At 71.6% G+C, this 14,921-nt stretch carries 15 protein-coding genes; 3 read left to right on the top strand and 12 right to left on the bottom strand.

Translation table 11 applies throughout. The features are described 5' to 3' along the window. Nucleotides 1-143 precede the first annotated feature (143 nt). Nucleotides 144-743 (top strand): hypothetical protein, encoded by a 600-nt coding sequence (locus tag AB0N03_RS48280; protein WP_364387565.1) that lies wholly within the window; start codon nt 144-146, stop codon nt 741-743. Here AB0N03_RS48280 and AB0N03_RS48275 read toward each other — a convergent pair. From AB0N03_RS48275 to AB0N03_RS48250, 6 genes are all read right to left on the bottom strand, one after another. Then, nucleotides 736-3,033, bottom strand: a complete 2,298-nt coding sequence (locus AB0N03_RS48275) for a pyruvate dehydrogenase (protein ID WP_364387563.1) — start codon at nt 3,031-3,033, stop codon at nt 736-738. The genes AB0N03_RS48280 and AB0N03_RS48275 overlap by 8 nt on opposite strands. 107 nt (nt 3,034-3,140) lie before the next feature. Beyond that, entirely contained in the window at nt 3,141-3,626 is a 486-nt protein-coding gene (locus AB0N03_RS48270) for an Lrp/AsnC family transcriptional regulator (protein ID WP_364387561.1), read from the bottom strand. 13 nt (nt 3,627-3,639) lie between these two features. Beyond that, nucleotides 3,640-4,647 (bottom strand): iron-siderophore ABC transporter substrate-binding protein, encoded by a 1,008-nt coding sequence (locus AB0N03_RS48265; RefSeq protein WP_364387559.1) that lies wholly within the window; start codon nt 4,645-4,647, stop codon nt 3,640-3,642. After that, complete coding sequence (locus AB0N03_RS48260) at nt 4,644-5,453, bottom strand: ABC transporter ATP-binding protein (protein WP_364387557.1); 810 nt, start codon at nt 5,451-5,453, stop codon at nt 4,644-4,646. Before AB0N03_RS48260 ends, AB0N03_RS48265 begins: the two co-directional genes overlap by 4 nt. 10 nt (nt 5,454-5,463) lie before the next feature. After that, a complete protein-coding gene (locus AB0N03_RS48255) occupies nt 5,464-6,489 on the bottom strand; it encodes an iron chelate uptake ABC transporter family permease subunit (protein WP_364387555.1) in 1,026 nt (341 codons plus the stop codon). Next, entirely contained in the window at nt 6,486-7,493 is a 1,008-nt protein-coding gene (locus tag AB0N03_RS48250) for an iron chelate uptake ABC transporter family permease subunit (protein WP_364387553.1), read from the bottom strand. The genes AB0N03_RS48255 and AB0N03_RS48250 overlap by 4 nt, the downstream gene beginning before the upstream one ends. Before the next feature lie 161 nt (nt 7,494-7,654). Between AB0N03_RS48250 and AB0N03_RS48245 the strand changes: the two genes are divergently transcribed. Next, nucleotides 7,655-8,290, top strand: a complete 636-nt coding sequence (locus tag AB0N03_RS48245; protein WP_364387551.1) for a PadR family transcriptional regulator — start codon at nt 7,655-7,657, stop codon at nt 8,288-8,290. Here the strand turns inward: AB0N03_RS48245 and AB0N03_RS48240 are convergent. After that, nucleotides 8,230-9,039 (bottom strand): class I SAM-dependent methyltransferase, encoded by an 810-nt coding sequence (locus tag AB0N03_RS48240; RefSeq protein WP_364387549.1) that lies wholly within the window; start codon nt 9,037-9,039, stop codon nt 8,230-8,232. The genes AB0N03_RS48245 and AB0N03_RS48240 overlap by 61 nt on opposite strands. Nucleotides 9,040-9,150: 111 nt before the next feature. Between AB0N03_RS48240 and AB0N03_RS48235 the strand changes: the two genes are divergently transcribed. Beyond that, entirely contained in the window at nt 9,151-9,996 is an 846-nt protein-coding gene (locus tag AB0N03_RS48235; protein ID WP_364387547.1) for a VOC family protein, read from the top strand. Here AB0N03_RS48235 and AB0N03_RS48230 read toward each other — a convergent pair. From AB0N03_RS48230 to tsf, 5 genes are all read right to left on the bottom strand, one after another. Beyond that, nucleotides 9,984-11,303: an MFS transporter gene (locus AB0N03_RS48230; protein WP_364387545.1), complete on the bottom strand. Its 1,320-nt coding sequence runs from the start codon at nt 11,301-11,303 to the stop codon at nt 9,984-9,986. The two genes, AB0N03_RS48235 and AB0N03_RS48230, sit on opposite strands and share 13 nt — an antisense overlap. Before the next feature lie 81 nt (nt 11,304-11,384). Next, nucleotides 11,385-12,458, bottom strand: coding sequence for a phosphatidate cytidylyltransferase (locus AB0N03_RS48225; RefSeq protein WP_364387543.1), 1,074 nt, complete (start codon nt 12,456-12,458; stop codon nt 11,385-11,387). After that, complete coding sequence (gene frr, locus AB0N03_RS48220; RefSeq protein ID WP_364387541.1) at nt 12,458-13,015, bottom strand: ribosome recycling factor; 558 nt, start codon at nt 13,013-13,015, stop codon at nt 12,458-12,460. Before frr ends, AB0N03_RS48225 begins: the two co-directional genes overlap by 1 nt. A gap of 49 nt (nt 13,016-13,064) precedes the next feature. Next, on the bottom strand, nt 13,065-13,808 hold the full coding sequence (gene pyrH / locus AB0N03_RS48215) for a UMP kinase (protein WP_364387539.1): 744 nt from the start codon (nt 13,806-13,808) through the stop codon (nt 13,065-13,067). A 114-nt stretch (nt 13,809-13,922) separates the two neighbouring features. Continuing rightward, nucleotides 13,923-14,738 carry a translation elongation factor Ts gene (gene tsf, locus AB0N03_RS48210; protein ID WP_364387537.1) on the bottom strand — a complete coding sequence of 272 codons (816 nt, stop codon included), beginning with the start codon at nt 14,736-14,738 and terminating at the stop codon, nt 13,923-13,925. Between the last annotated feature and the right edge of the window lie 183 nt (nt 14,739-14,921).

The raw sequence follows: 14,921 nt of genomic DNA, 5'->3' as shown, positions 1-14,921 counted from the left end.
TGGCCGGGTGTACCCCAGGTCACCCGCGGACCGGCACGGAGGTGGACGACACCGCCTTCGCCCGCGCTGGCTAGATTGTCGATCGCCCGGTGAAACCGGCCGGGGCGGTCGCGAGTCCAAGGGCGGACGAAAGAGGTGAGTTCGTGCGGAGCCGTTTCATCCTGGCCGTCGCGGTCGCGGTGGCGCTGAGCGCCGCCGCCTGCAGTTCCACCACCGGCGGTCAGGCGCAGCCCGTTCCGACCGTGACCAAGGTCGCCGGGCCGCAGGTCGTGGTCGCGACCATGCACGTCGCCCTGCCCGTCGGCACCACGTACACGGACAAGAGCCAGGACGGCCTGCTCGACGGCTGCGTCGCCGAAGGCGGTGCCGTCTGCCTGGCGCGGCTGCTGGACCTGCACGAAGCGACTTCGGACCCCAACGCCCCCATCAACCTGCCCAGCGCGAAGCGCCCCTTCGGCTGGTACACCGGCACGGACGTCCCGACGTGCATCACCGCCGCCTCGCCGCCCGGGGACGCCGCCGTCGCGACCGGCAGCGACCTCCTCGATTCCGGGTTCAAGCCGATCGGCCCGAAGAAGGCCGAGTACGGCGAGTGGCAGGTCACCTGCCAGGACGCGACCCAGAACAACAAAGTCCGGATGTGGTGGCTGCCGACGAGCAAGATCCTCGTGGTCGAGTACGGGGCCTCCGCTGACTGGGACGCGAAGATGGACGAGATGCTCGCCGCGGCGACCTTCAGCTGACGACGTCGAGCGCCGCCCGGATGATCGCGTCCGTGTCGATGCCGTGGTGGCGGTACACGTCCTCCAGCGACCCGGACTGGCCGAAGCCCGTGACGCCGAGCGCGACCGACGGCACCCGGTTGATCCCGGACAGGAACGCCAGCGTGTGCGGATGGCCGTCGAGCACCGTGACCAGCGGCTTCGCCCGCGAAGCCGGGAATACCTGGTCGAGGATCCACGACTCCCCGCCGCCCCGGCCCGAGCGCGCCTGCTGGGCCTCGAACAGCAGGCCAGGGCTGGTCACGCACACGACGTCGGCCTCGACGCCCACCTGCGCCAGCCGCTCGGCCGCCGCCAGGGTGTCCGGCACCAGCGCACCCATCGCCGCCAACGTGACCGACGGAGACGAAGAACGTCGCAGCAGGTACGCGCCCGCCACCACCTGACGGCGACGGCGTTCGCGCGCGGCCGGGTCGGTGGGCACGCCGGCCAGGGTCTGGTCGACCGGACGCGTCGAGAGCCGGAAGTACGACGACGTGCCGCCCGGCTTGCCGAGCCGGCCGAGCGCCGCCAGCAGCGTCCACTCGGTGTCGATCGCGAACGCCGGTTCGTAGCTGACGCAGCCGGGCTGCTCGATGCCGATCGACGGCGTGGTGATCGACTGGTGCGCGCCGCCCTCCGGGGCGAGCGTGACGCCGGACGGCGTGCCGATCAGGATCGACTGCCCGCCCGCGTAGATGCCGAACGACCACGGCTCCAGCGCGCGCTCGACGAACGGGTCGTACATGACGCCGATGGGCAGCAGCGGCTCGCCCCAGCGGCTCCAGGTCGCGCCGAGTTCGCCCAGCAGCCCGACCAGGTTCGTCTCGGCGATGCCCAGCTCGACGTGCTGGCCGGTCGGCTTCTCCCGCCAGTGCATGATCGTTTCGGGGTCGTCCTCGAACCAGTCATGGCGCTCGGTCGCCGACCAGACGCCGACCTTGTTGACCCAGCCGCCGAGGTTGGTGGTCGAGCTGACGTCGGGGCTGACCGTCACGACCCGCTTCGCCGCTTCGGGCGCTTCGCGCGTCAGGTCGAGCAGCACGCGACCCAACGCGGCCTGCGTCGTCGCGGTCCCGGACGGCGTCCGCCCGATGTCGACGGGCAGCTCCACCGAAGGCAACGAAGGCACAACGGGACGGCGAAGGCGCGAAGCGACTTCAGTGCACATCGCAGCTTCAGGCGAGCCCGGCGCGAAGTCCTCCCACGGCGAAGCGAGGTCCGTCCCCGACGACGAAGCCAGCTCTTCCATCTGCGCGACGGTCAGCAGCGACGAGTGGTTCTGCGGGTGCCCCTGCGTGGGGAGACCGCGCCCCTTGACGGTGTAGCAGAAGATCACCGTGGGCCGGCTGTCCGAAATGGACGCGAAGACCTCGTCGAGCGAGCCGAGGTCGTGGCCGCCGAGGTTGCGGATCGCGGCCAGCAGCGTCTCGTCGTCCAGCGAGGCCACCAACGAAGCCAGCGCGGAGTTCCCAGCGGGCAGCCGGTCGCGCACCTGGGCGGCGTCGCAGCGCAGCAGCCGCTGGTACTCGGGGTTCGGCATGTCGTCGATCCGCGCGCGCAGGTCGGTGCCGCCGGGCCGGGTGAACAGCTCCTCCAGCAGCCGCCCGTACTTCAGCGCCAGGACCTGCCAGCCGGCCGCGTCGAACATGCCCTGCAGCCGTCCGGCCGCGATGTTCGGCACGACACGGTCGAGCGACTGCCGGTTGAGGTCGACGATCCAGACGATCTCGCCCAGGTCGGCCACCCCCGGGTCGAGGATGGCCTCCCAGATCGCGCCCTCGTCGAGTTCGGCGTCGCCGACCAGCGAGTACTGGCGGCCGGTGCCGGCGGCCGAGCCCCGGGTGGTCAGGTAGCGGCGGGCCAGCGCGCCCCAGATCGGCGCGGTCGCGCCGATGCCGACCGAGCCGGTCGAGTAGTCCACCGGGTCGGGGTCCTTGGCGCGGCTCGGGTAGCTCTGCAGCCCGCCGAACTCGCGCAGCGTCGGCAGGTAGGCCTCGTCGAGCTCGCCGAGCAGGTAGTTGATCGCGTGGAGCACCGGCGACGCGTGCGGCTTCACCGAGACGCGGTCCTCGGGGCGCAGGTGCCGGAACCACAGCGACGTCATGATCGAAACCAGCGACGCACACGACGCCTGGTGCCCGCCGACCTTCAGCCCGGACGGGTTGGGCCGGACGCGGTTCGCTTGGTGCACGATCGCGGTGGCGAGCCACAGGACCCGCTGCTCGATCGTGGCGAGCGTGCTCGTCGCGGGCGCGGGGGCCTGGGTCATCGTCGACACCTTTCGTGCAGGAAGCGCGCACCAGGACACCACTGGTGGACGCAACGCACAACCGACGCCCTCGAAACCGAGCAGAATGCCCACCAGAACGGGACGGCTCAGGTCTCCGGGTGCGCAGAATGCACGCGTTCCAGCAGGGGCGCGAGCCGGTACGGGACGAGCTCGCGCATGACGAGCGAGATGTTCGTCCGCTCCACCCCGGGCGAGGCCAGGATCCGCCCGGCGATGCGGTAGAGGTCGTCGGCGTCGACGGCCACCACCTGCACCATCAGGTCGCTCGCGCCGGTCAGCCCGCACACCTCGGTGACCTCGGGGATCGTGGCGAGGGCGTCGGCGATCTCCGCGAGCCGCCGCTGGTCGACCTGCGCGTTGACGAACGCCCGCAGCGGGTAGCCGAGCCGCGCCGGGTCGATGCGGCGTTCGAACGACCCGAGGACCCCGCGCTGCTCCAGCCGCGCGAGCCGGGCCTGGACGGTGTTGCGGGACAGGCCCAGCCGCTCGGCCAGCGCGACCGCCGTGGACCGGGGATCCTCGCCCAGCGCCTGGAGCAGGCGCGCGTCGATCTCGTCGATGGTGTCGGGCACGCCGCCGATCTTCTCAGCCCAAGTACTTCTTGAGGTCGTCGAGGACCTTCATCGCCCCGATCGGGCCGAGGCCGAGGAACCACACCTCGTCGTCGACCGGGATGGCGCGCTTCGCCTTGACCGCGCCGAGGCCGGCCCACAGGCCGCTGCTCGTGACGGCCTTCTCGTCCGCGCTCGGACCCGCGCCGTAGCTGGAGTAGAAGATCCAGTCGCCGTCGGCCTCGTCGATGCGCTCCTTGGAGATCTGCGCGGCGAGCTCGTCGATGTTCTGGTCGGCCGGGCGCGCCAGGCCGGTGTCCTTGAGGATGACGCCGATGAACGACAGGTTGCCGTAGAGCCGGATGCCGGTGGAGTGGAACCGCAGCAACGAGATCTTCGGCGCGCCCTTGACCGCGGCCTTCACCTCGTTCGCGCGCTTCTGGTAGTCGTTCAGCAGCCCGGTGGCCTTCGTCTCGTCGCCGAGCGAGGCCCCCACCAGCAGCAGGTTCTCCTTCCACGGGAACCCGGGGCGGATGCTGAACACCGTCGGCGCGATCTTCGACAGCTGCGGGTAGAGGTCGTCGGCGCGCAGCTTGCTGCCGACGATCAGGTCTGGGTTCAGCGCCGCGATCGCCTCCAGGTTGAGGTTGCTGACGTCCCCGACCGTCTTGATGCCCTTGGCGCGGTCGGCCAGGTAGGACGGCACGCCGTTCTGCCCGGCGGTGGTGGCCATGCCGACCGGCGTGACCCCGAGCGCGAGGACGTCGTCCAGCTCGCCGCTGTCGAGCACGACGACCCGCTCGGGTTTCTTCTCGAGCTTCGTCTTGCCCAGCGCGTGGGTGACGGTCCGCGGGAAGACGCCCGGGCCGACGTCGGCCCCCAGCTTGGCCGTCTCGGTGTCCGCGGTGGAGAACAGCCGGCCGCCGGTGGCGACGTCCTGGTCGCCGACGCCGGACGTGCTCGGCCTTTCGGGCTGACCACAGGCGGCCAGCAGCGTGGCGGCCGCGAGGGCGGCGGCCAGGCGCGTCCACTGAGGACTCATTCGACTTCTTTCTTTTCCGGGGTGGCCCGCCGCCGGCCGATCGGGACGACCAGAGGCGTGGCGGAAACCGGGTCTTCGATGATTCGGCAGGGCATGCCGAAGACGTCGGCGACGAGCTCGGCGGTGAGGATGCCGGCGGGCGCGCCCTCGGCGGCGATCCGGCCGTCCTTCATCGCGATCAGGTGGTCGCCGTAGCGGGCGGCCAGGTTGAGGTCGTGGAGGACGATGACGATCGTCCGGCCGTCCTCGGCGTTCAGCTCGGCCAGCAGGTCGAGGACCTCGACCTGGTGGGCGATGTCGAGGAACGTCGTGGGCTCGTCGAGCAGCAGCACCGGCGTCCGCTGCGCCAAGGCCATGGCGATCCAGACGCGCTGGCGCTGCCCGCCGGACAGCTCGTCGACCGGCCGGTCCGCCAGCTCGACGGTGTCGGTCGCGAGCATCGCCTTCGCGACGGCGTCGTCGTCTTCGGCGCTCCAGCGGCGGAACATGCCCTGGTGCGGGTAGCGGCCGCGGCCGACGAGGTCGGCGACCGTGATGCCTTCGGGCGCCGTCGGCGACTGCGGCAGCAGGCCGAGCACGGTCGCGACGTCCTTGCTGCGCAACGTCGTGATGCCCTTGCCGTCGAGGTAGACGGCGCCCGCGGTCGGCGTGAGCAGCCGCGCGAGCCCGCGCAGGAGCGTCGACTTCCCGCAGGCGTTGGTCCCGACGATCATCGTCACGCGCCCCTCGGGGATGCGGACGGACAGGTCCTTGACCACGCGCAACGGCCCGTAGCCGAGTTCGAGGTTCTCGGTGTGCAGTGTCACGGCGTTCCTCTCACACTCGCCCGGCGCGGTTGGCGGTCGCGAGCAGCCACAGCAGGTAGGGCGCGCCCACGGCGCCGGTGACGACGCCGACCGGCAGCTGGGCGCCGAGCAGGTGCTGGGCCACGAAGTCGCCGAGCAGCACCACGAGCGCGCCGGTCAGCGCCGCCGGGACGAGTCCCGCGCGGGCGCCGCCGACGAGCCGGGTCGCGATCGGGTTGGCCACGAAGGCGACGAACGAGATCGGTCCGGCGGCGGCCGTCGCGAACGCGGCCAGCGCGACGGCGACCACGAGCAACGCCAGGCGGCTGCGCTCGACCCTGAGCCCGAGCCCCGCCGCCGTGTCGTCGCCGAGCTGCAGCCCGGTGAGCGCCCGGCTCTGGACCAGCGCCGCCGGCAGCAGGACGACGAGCGCGGCGGCGAGCGGGAGGGCGTGGTCCCAGCCGCGGCCGTTGAGGTTGCCGGTCAGCCAGATCAGGGCCTGCTGGGCGAGGGTGACGTCGGCCCAGGTCATCAGGTACGAGACGACGCTGGTCAGCACCGCGCCGACCCCGACGCCGACGAGCACCAGCCGGTAGCCGTGGACGCCGCCGCGGCGGGCCAGCAGGTAGATCGTGGCGCCGGTGAGCAGCGCACCGGCCAGTGCCGCGGCCGAGACGACCGCGCCGCCGGCCCCGAACAGCACGATCGCGACGACCGCCGCCGCGCTCGCGCCCTGCGTCACGCCGATGACGTCGGGACTGGCCAGCGGGTTGCGCAGCAGGCGCTGGAAGAGCGCGCCGGAGACCCCGAAGGCGATGCCGACGAGGGCGCCGGTGACGGCTCGCGGCAGCCGGAGTTCCGTCACGACGTAGGCCGCGCGGCCGGCACCGTCCCCGAAGAGCAGGCCCGGGAGATCGCCGAGCGGGACGGGAAAGTCGCCCACCGCCAGGGAAAGCCCGAAGACGACGACGATCGCGAGCAGCAACAGCAGTGAGACCGCCCGGGCCCGGACGGCGCCACGGCGACGCGCTGCGACGACCACCTCGACGGCGTTCACACGGCCACGACCTTCCGGCGGCGCACCAGGAACACGAAGACGGGCGCGCCGACGAGCGCGGTGATGATCCCGACCTGCACCTCGGCCGGCCGGGCGACCACGCGGCCGACGACGTCCGAGACGAGCAGGAGCAGCGGCGCCATCAGCGCCGAGTACGGGAGCAGCCAGCGGTGGTCGGGCCCGGTGATCAGCCGGGCGGCGTGCGGGACGGTCAGCCCGACGAACGCGATCGGCCCGGCGATCGCCGTCGCCGTCCCGCACAGCACGACGACGGCCAGCGCGCACACCAGCCGCGCCGCCGTCACGTTCTGGCCGAGCGAGCGGGCGGCGTCCTCGCCGAGCGCGAGCGCGTTGAGCTGCCGGGCGGCGACCAGGGCGAGCACGACACCGGCGGCCACGAACGGGACGGCCTGGCCGACGGTCGCCGCGTCCCGGCCGGTCAGCGAGCCGACCTGCCAGAACCGGTACTGGTCGAAGGTCGTGGCGTCGGTCAGCAGGAGCGCGCTCGTCACCGAGGCCAGGGCGGCCGTCACGGCGGCGCCGGCCAGCGCGAGCTTCACCGGCGTCGCGCCCGCTCGCCCGAGCGAGCTGACGCCGTAGACGACGGCGCCGGCGACCGCGGCGCCCGCGAAGCCGAACCAGACGTACCCGCTGACGCTCGCGATGCCGAAGGTGCCGATGCCGAGGACGACGAACAGCGCCGCCCCGGCGTTGACGCCGAGCAGGCCCGGGTCGGCCAGGGGGTTGCGCGTCGCGCCCTGGATGACGGCGCCGGACAGGCCCAGCGCGACGCCGGCGAGCACCCCGGCGAGCGTGCGCGGGAGCCGGAGCTCACGGACCACGAGGTGGTCGGGGTCGTCCGGCCGGAAGTGGAAGAGCGCGTCCAGGACGGTGCCCGGGCTCAGGCCGCGGGTGCCGACGGCGATGCTGAGCAGCACGGCGGCGACGACGGCCACCGCGAGGACCAGCAGCCCGGCCGTCAGCGGGAGCGTTCGGGTGCGCACTGGTCGTTACCTTTGCTAACCGGTGTTTAGGCTTGCCTAATCTAGGGCGCGGACCTTGAGGCCTCAAGTTCCGTGAGCGGGATCACCGGACCGGGGTTGCCAGGCGACTGTTTCCGATATATCGTGAACCAGTCGCAACCGTTCGAGAAAGGAACAACGACATGCGCAGGCAACGAAACCCCTTCATGCAGGACCACCCCTTCGCCCAGGAACGCGGACGCGCTCCCTTCGGCGGCTTCGGCGACTTCCCCCCGGGCTTCGGTCCCGGCGGGCGGGGCCGCGGTCGCGGTCACGGGCCGGGCCGGCGGGGTCACGGCGGACGGCGCAGCCGCCGCGGTGACGTCCGCGCCGCGATCCTGGCGCTGCTCGCCGAGCAGCCCCGGCACGGCTACGAGATCATCCGCGAAATCGGCGAGCGCTCCGGCGGCTTCTGGCGCCCGAGCCCCGGCTCGGTCTACCCGACGCTGCAGCTGCTGGCCGACGAAGGCCTGGTCGTCAGCAAGGACGAGCACGGCAAGAAGCTCTTCGAGCTGACCGACGCCGGCCGCACCGCCGCGGAAGAGCAGGACAGCACCCCGCCGTGGGAGCAGATCGCGCAGGACGTCGACCCGACCGAGATCGGGCTGGCCAAGGCGGGCAAGAACCTGGCCGCCGCCGTCGTGCAGATCATGCGCGCGGGCACCGAGAGCCAGCAGGCCCGCGCGGCCGAGGTGCTCAACGACGCCCGGCGCTCGCTCTACGGCATCCTCGGCGAGGACGACGAAGAGTCCTCGACGTCCGAAGAAGCAGCCGAGTGACCTGGCAGGACGAGGCCGGTGGGCTTGGCCCGCGCGTGGACGCGGTAGCCCACCGGCAGCGTCAGGTCGTGCGCGCGATTCCCATTACGCTGCAACGACTCCGCGATCGCCTGTTCGGCGACGCGCTTGCTGAACTCGATCTTCAGCACCGCTTCGAGGTCCCCCGCCGTCTCGAACCGCCACTCGGTGGTGGCCCGGCGGCACCCGAAGCCGGCCCGGGCGAAGAACCGTTCGACGGCGGCCGGGTCGTAGTGCGGTAGGTCGGCGCGCATCCAGGTGCCGTAGGGCTCGCCGGCCACGTCGAGGTCGACGATCAGCAGTACCCCGCCCGGCCGCAGCACCCGCTCGGCCTCCGCCAGCCCCGGCTCGCAGCCGGGGCCGAAGAAGTACGCCGTGCGCGCGTGGACGACGTCGACGCTCGCGCTGCGGACCGGCAGCCGCTGAGCCCGGCCCCGGCGAACGTCCACGTTCGACAGACCCTTCACCCGCTCCAGCGCGCTTCGCACGAGCGGCTCGTGCGGCTCCACCCCGAGCACCGAACGCGCGTCGCGGGCGAAGCGCGGCAGGTGGAACCCGTCGCCGCAGCCGATGTCCAGCACGTCCCGGCCGGTCCAGTCGCCCTCTTCGCGCAGCACGCGCCAGATCTCGCCGCCGCTGTCCTGCGCCCGGTTCTCCAGCTCGTAATCGGCCTGGTAGTACCAGATGTTCGGACTCGGCACGACCTCCGCGCGCCGGGACGACCACCGCACTGCTGCTCCTTCCGGGGCCTACTTCGCCGCCAGTGATCTTCCCGCGGCGAATTCTTGGCGGAAACCACACGGATCACGCATAGAATTCGGTGGGTCTCGGGAGGAGCACCCATGGCGATCGGCCCGTCCAGTACCCCGTCCCCGGTCCCGGCCGGAATTCCGTGCTGGATCGAGCTGGCCTGCCGCGAGCAGGCCGTGGCGGAACGATTCTACGGTGCCCTCTTCGGCTGGACGTACGCCACTCAGCGCGATCCGGCGACGTCCGACGGCAGGTACGCCATCGCGACGCTCAACACCGTCCCGGTGGGCGGCCTCTACCGCGCCGCCCAGGGCGCGCCGCTGGGCTGGATGCCGCACCTGTCCGTGCCGCACACCGCGAGCGCGGCCGAATGGGTGGAGCACCTCGGCGGGCGGCTGACGCTCGGCCCGATGCCGATCCCGCAGCGCGGCACGATCCTGCACGCCTACGACGCGTGCGGCGCGCCGGTGGTGTTCTGGGAGGTCCCGCCGGACTGGGAGTTCGTCACCGGGATCCCCAACACCTTCAGCGGCGCGGACCTCAACACGCACGACGGCGTCGCGGCGGATCACTTCTACACCAAGCTCTTCACCTACGGGAGCCACCAGATCGGCGACGGCGAGTCGCTGGACTACGTCGAATGGCTCATCGAGCACGAGCCGGTGCTGTACCGGTACGTGATGGGCTCGGAGTACAGCCTCGACACCCCGCCGCACTGGCTCGTCTACTTCGACATCGACCCGGCCCGCGGCGTCGACGCCGTCGCCGGTGAGGCGCTGATGAACGGCGGCACCGTCGTGATCCAGCCCTACGACACGCCGTTCGGCCGGATGTCGATCCTGGCCGACCCCGAAGGCGCCGTCTTCGCGGTGATCGACCACTCGCGCGTCTCCGAGGAGTGGGGCCGCGCCGAGGTCGACGACCCCTACGACGACTGACGCTCGGCCAGCGCGAGCCCCGCGACCAGCGCGTACCCGCCCGCCACCAGCCACATCCCGGTGGCGGGGAGCAGCGCGCCGACCAGCGCGACCCCGATCGCGCCGCCGGTCTGGCGCGACGCGTTGAGCACGCCCGCGGCCAGCCCCGCCTGGCCCGGCAAGGAGTTCATCGCGAGCGACGTCATCGCGGGCATGGCCAGCGAGCAGCAGCCGAACACGACCGAGACCACGACGAACGGCACGAGCGCGCGGTCCGCGGGCAGCAGCGCGAAGCCCACCGAACCGGCGAGGCCCGCCAGCGCGCCCGCGACCATCGGGACGCGCGGGCCGGACCGGCCGGTCAGGCGGCCGCTGAAGAACGCGTTGAGCCCGACCACCACCGTCAGCGGCACCAGGGCGAGGCCGGCCGCGAGCGCGCCGAGCGACCAGGCACGTTGCAGGTACAGCGCGAGACAGAAGAGCGTGCCGTAGAGGCAGAAGTTGAACAGACCGCCGATCCCGGTCGCCACCGCGAAGTTCCGGATCTTCAGGATCCCGAGCGGGAGCACGGGTTCTCCGACGCGCTTCTCGACCGCCACGAACACCGCACCGGCCACCACTCCCCCGCCGAGCAGCGCGATCGTCGCCGGCGCGAGCCACCCCGCGTGCCCGGACTCGATGAACCCGGCGACGAGCCCCGCGAGCGACGCCGTGCCGGTCAGCTGGCCGGCGAGGTCGAGGCGGGTCGACCCGTGCCGGGGCGGTTCCGCGACCGCACGGCGGGTCAGGACGATCGCGACGACGCCGACCGGGACGTTGACCGCGAAGACAAGCCGCCAGTCGGCGAGGCCGACCGCGAGCCCGCCGAGCATCGGCCCGGCGGCGAGCCCGACGCCGCTCATGCCGCCCCACACGCCGAGGGCGCGCGCTCGCTCCCGCGCGTCCGGGAACTGGTGGACGATCAGCGCGAGGGACGACGGCAGCAGCGCGGCCGCACCCGCGCCCTGCACCGCCCGCGCGGCGATCAGCCAGGTCGCGTCACCGGCGAGTGCGCAGGCGATGGACGCGACGACGAAGACGGCGACGCCCACCTCGAAGACGCGGCGCGAACCCCACCGGTCACCGGCGGCGCCCCAGGTGAGCAGGAACGCGGCGAGCGTGACGGTGTAGGCGTCGACGACCCACTGCAGGGCCGCCGTCGACGGCTCGCCGTAGTCGGCACCGATCGCGGGCAGGGCCAGGTTCACGATGGTCGCGTCGAGCGTGATCATCACGAAGCCCAGGCAGACGGCGGAGAGCGCGAGCCGGGCGCGGGTTTCGGTGAGCATGCCCCGAGTCAAACCCGCCGAAGCTTCGGCCGTCCACGAACCGTTGCCTCCGGTGTGGGAGCCGGAAGCTCCCACCGCAGGTCAGCCGAGGGGCACGAACGCCGAGAGCAGCAGCCAGGACACCACGGCGGAGGGCAGCAGCGAGTCGAGGCGGTCCATGATCCCGCCGTGCCCGGGCAGCAGCGTGCCCATGTCCTTGACGCCGAGGTCGCGCTTGATCAGCGACTCGACGAGGTCGCCCAGGGTTGCCGTCAGCACGATCGCGACGCCGAAGATCACGCCCTGCCAGACGTGACCGTCCAGCAGCAGGCTGAGCGTCAGTGCGCCCGCGACGACGCCGCCGACCAGCGAGCCCCCGAAGCCTTCCCAGGTCTTCTTCGGGCTGATGGTCGGGGCCATCGGATGCTTGCCGCCGAGCACGCCGGCGATGTAGCCGCCGGTGTCCGACGCGACGACGCCGATCAGGAACGTGAGTACGCGCCCGACACCGTCCGACGGCGGCACGAGCATCGCCGCGAAAGCGCCGAAGAGCGGCAGGTAGGCGGCGGCGAACACCGACGCGCTGATGTCGCGCAGGTAGCCCTTCGAGCCGCCGGGCAGGCGCCACAGCAGGCAGGCGAGCACGGTGAGGACGAACGCCGTGAGCGCGCCTTCCCGGCCGAACGGCCAGGCCAGCCAGATCATCGCCTGGCCGCCGACGAGCACCGGGATCATCGCGACCCGCGTGTCGGCGACCCGGCGCAGCACGCCGGCGAACTCGAAGGTGCCGACCGCGATCGCGATCGCGATGATCCCGATGAACAGGAAGCGCACGGTGAGCAGGGAAACGATGATCGCTGCACCGAGCAGCAACCCGACCCCGATCGCGGCGGGCAGGTTGCGGCCGGCCTTGGAGGCCTTCTTGGCCTCGGGGACCGCCTCGGTTCCCGGGGCTGCCGGCACCGATGTCGCCTCGGCGGTCCCGGCAGCCGACAACCGGCCCGCTTCGCCGGTTTCCGAGGTCGCCGAAGCCGCGCCCGAAGTCTCCGGCACGACCGGCGTCTCCGCCGCTGCGCCGGTCCCCGGGAACTCCGGCGTGGCCGGGGTGCCGGCGTCCGCCGGCAGATCTCCGGTGGCGTCCACCCGGTCCTCGCGTTCCTCGCTCACCTGTGCCATCAGACCTCGAGCAGCTCGGCTTCCTTGTGCTTGACCAGCTCGTCGACCTTGTGCGAGTAGCTGTCGGTGAGGTTCTGCAGTTCCTTCTCCGCGCGCACGACCTCGTCCTCGCCCGCTTCGCCGTCCTTGCCGATGCGGTCGAGCTCTTCCTTGGCCTTGCGGCGGATGCTGCGGATGGTCACCCGGGCGTCCTCGCCCTTGCTCTTCGCGACCTTGACCATCTCCTTGCGCCGCTCCTCGGTGAGCTGCGGGATGACGATGCGGATCACGTTGCCGTCGTTGCTCGGGTTGACCCCGAGATCGGAGTCCCGGATCGCCTTCTCGATGGCGTTCAGCTGCGTCTGGTCGTAGGGCTTGATCAGCGCCATCCGCGCCTCCGGCACGTTGACGCTGGCCAGCTGGTTCAGCGGGGTCGGCGCGCCGTAGTAGTCGACCACGATGCGCGAGAACATCGACGAAGTGGCCCTGCCGGTGCGCACCGACGTCAGGTCGTCCTTCGCGACGGACACCGCTTTTTCCATCTTCTCCTCGGCGTCGAGGAGGGTCTCGTCGATCACGGCTACTCCCGGTGTTGTGATGGTGTGGCGCTTGCTGATCCCAGCAGGTCTAGGCCGGCACCCCGTCGGCGGGGGTGCTGACCAACGTGCCGATTCTTTCACCACTCACCGCGCGGGCGATGTTCCCCTCGGTGAGCAGGTTGAACACGATGATCGGCATGTTGTTGTCCATGCAGAGGCTGAACGCCGTCGCGTCGGCGACCTTGAGGTCCCGCTCCAGCACCTCGCGGTGGGTGATCTCGCGGAACATCTCGGCGGTCGGGTCGGCCTTCGGGTCCGCGGTGTAGACGCCGTCGACGGCCTTGGCCATCAGCACGGCTTCGCAGCCCAGCTCGAGCGCCCGCTGCGCCGCCGCGGTGTCGGTGGAGAAGTACGGCATGCCGACCCCGGCGCCGAAGATCACGACGCGTCCCTTCTCCAGGTGCCGCTCGGCGCGGCGCGGGATGTAGGGCTCGGCGACCTGGCCCATCGTGATGGCGGTCTGCACGCGGGTGGGCAGGCCCTCCTTCTCCAGGAAGTCCTGCAGCGCCAGGCAGTTCATCACGGTACCCAGCATCGCCATGTAGTCGGCGCGGTCGCGGTCCATGCCGCGCACCGACAGCTCGGCGCCGCGGAAGTAGTTGCCGCCGCCGATCACGACCGCGACCTGGACGCCGGTGCGGGCGACGTCGGCGATCTGCTGCGCGACCGAGTGGACGACATCCGGATCGACGCCGATCGAACCACCGCCGAACATCTCGCCGCCCAGCTTCAGCAGCACCCGCCGGTAGCCACCTTCGACCCGGTCACCCATCTATGTCGCCTCCTAGGTCCTTCGACCGCTGATTCCTCTTCAGACCTGACAGTGCCCCGTCCCCGATGTACGGAGACGGGGCACTGGGGGTGAAACCTATACCCGGACCTGGCCTCAGGCCTGGCCGACCTCGAAGCGCGCGAACTTCGTGATCGTCACGCCGGCCGCGTCGAGCAGGGCCTTGACGGTCTTCTTGTTGTCCTTGACCGACGGCTGCTCGAGCAGGACGTTGTCCTTGTAGTACGCGTTGACCTTGCCCTCGACGATCTTCGTCATGGCCTGCTCCGGCTTGCCCTCTTCACGCGCGGTCTTCTCCGCGATGGAGCGCTCGTTCTCGACGATCTCGGCGGGCACCTCGTCGCGGGTCAGGTACTTCGCGCGCAGCGCGGCGACCTGCATGGCGGCGGCGCGGGCGGCCTCGGTGTCGTCACCGGTGAACTCGATGAGCACCCCGACGGCCGGCGGCAGGTCCGAGCCGCGGCGGTGCAGGTAGTTCGTGGTCTGGCCCTCGAAGGACACGACGCGGCGCAGCTCGAGCTTCTCGCCGATGCGGGCGGACATCTCCTGCACGACCTCGTTGACGGTCTTGCCCTCCAGCTCGGCGCCCTTGAGGGCGTCCACGTCGCTGGTCTTGAGGGTCTTCGCGACCTCGACGATCTTCGCGGCGAGCGCCTGGAAGTCGGCGTTCTTGGCGACGAAGTCGGTCTCGGAGTCGAGCTCGATCAGGACGCCGCCGTCGCCGGCGACCAGGCCCTCGGCGGTGGCCCGCTCGGCGCGCTTGCCGACGTCCTTGGCGCCCTTGATCCGGAGGAACTCGACGGCCTTGTCGAAGTCGCCGTCGTTCTCCTCCATCGCCTTCTTGCAGTCCATGAAGCCGGCGCCGGTCATCTCGCGCAGGCGCTTCACGTCAGCGGCGGTGTAGTTCGCCATTCTGCTAAATCCGTCCTTTTCAGGTACGTGAAATCCGTGGGGGAGCTACGTCCGTGGGGGGGGGGGGCGCCCCCCCGCCCCGCGTTGCTTGAGGGAACCTGGGCAAACGGGGACGCGCGGCTCAGGATCGGGCGGGGGGTGGGGGCTAGGGGGAGGGTTGGTAGATCGTTAGTGCGGGCTTGT

This window comes from Amycolatopsis sp. NPDC051061, from assembly GCF_040682935.1.
Taxonomy (GTDB): Bacteria; Actinomycetota; Actinomycetes; order Mycobacteriales; family Pseudonocardiaceae; genus Amycolatopsis.
The sequence above is the reverse complement of the archived record's forward strand: the minus strand, read 5'-3'. Positions and strand labels throughout refer to the sequence as shown.

Excerpts from the sequence above, each read along its gene's own strand:
- AB0N03_RS48245 (WP_364387551.1), top strand. The coding sequence starts at position 7,655 with ATGCGCAGGCAACGAAACCCCTTCATGCAGGACCACCCCTTCGCCCAG.
- AB0N03_RS48225 (WP_364387543.1), bottom strand. The coding sequence starts at position 12,458 with ATGGCACAGGTGAGCGAGGAACGCGAGGACCGGGTGGACGCCACCGGA.
- AB0N03_RS48275 (WP_364387563.1), bottom strand. The coding sequence starts at position 3,033 with ATGACCCAGGCCCCCGCGCCCGCGACGAGCACGCTCGCCACGATCGAG.
- AB0N03_RS48265 (WP_364387559.1), bottom strand. The coding sequence starts at position 4,647 with ATGAGTCCTCAGTGGACGCGCCTGGCCGCCGCCCTCGCGGCCGCCACG.
- AB0N03_RS48230 (WP_364387545.1), bottom strand. The coding sequence starts at position 11,303 with ATGCTCACCGAAACCCGCGCCCGGCTCGCGCTCTCCGCCGTCTGCCTG.
- AB0N03_RS48235 (WP_364387547.1), top strand. The coding sequence starts at position 9,151 with ATGGCGATCGGCCCGTCCAGTACCCCGTCCCCGGTCCCGGCCGGAATT.
- tsf (WP_364387537.1), bottom strand. The coding sequence starts at position 14,738 with ATGGCGAACTACACCGCCGCTGACGTGAAGCGCCTGCGCGAGATGACC.
- pyrH (WP_364387539.1), bottom strand. The coding sequence starts at position 13,808 with ATGGGTGACCGGGTCGAAGGTGGCTACCGGCGGGTGCTGCTGAAGCTG.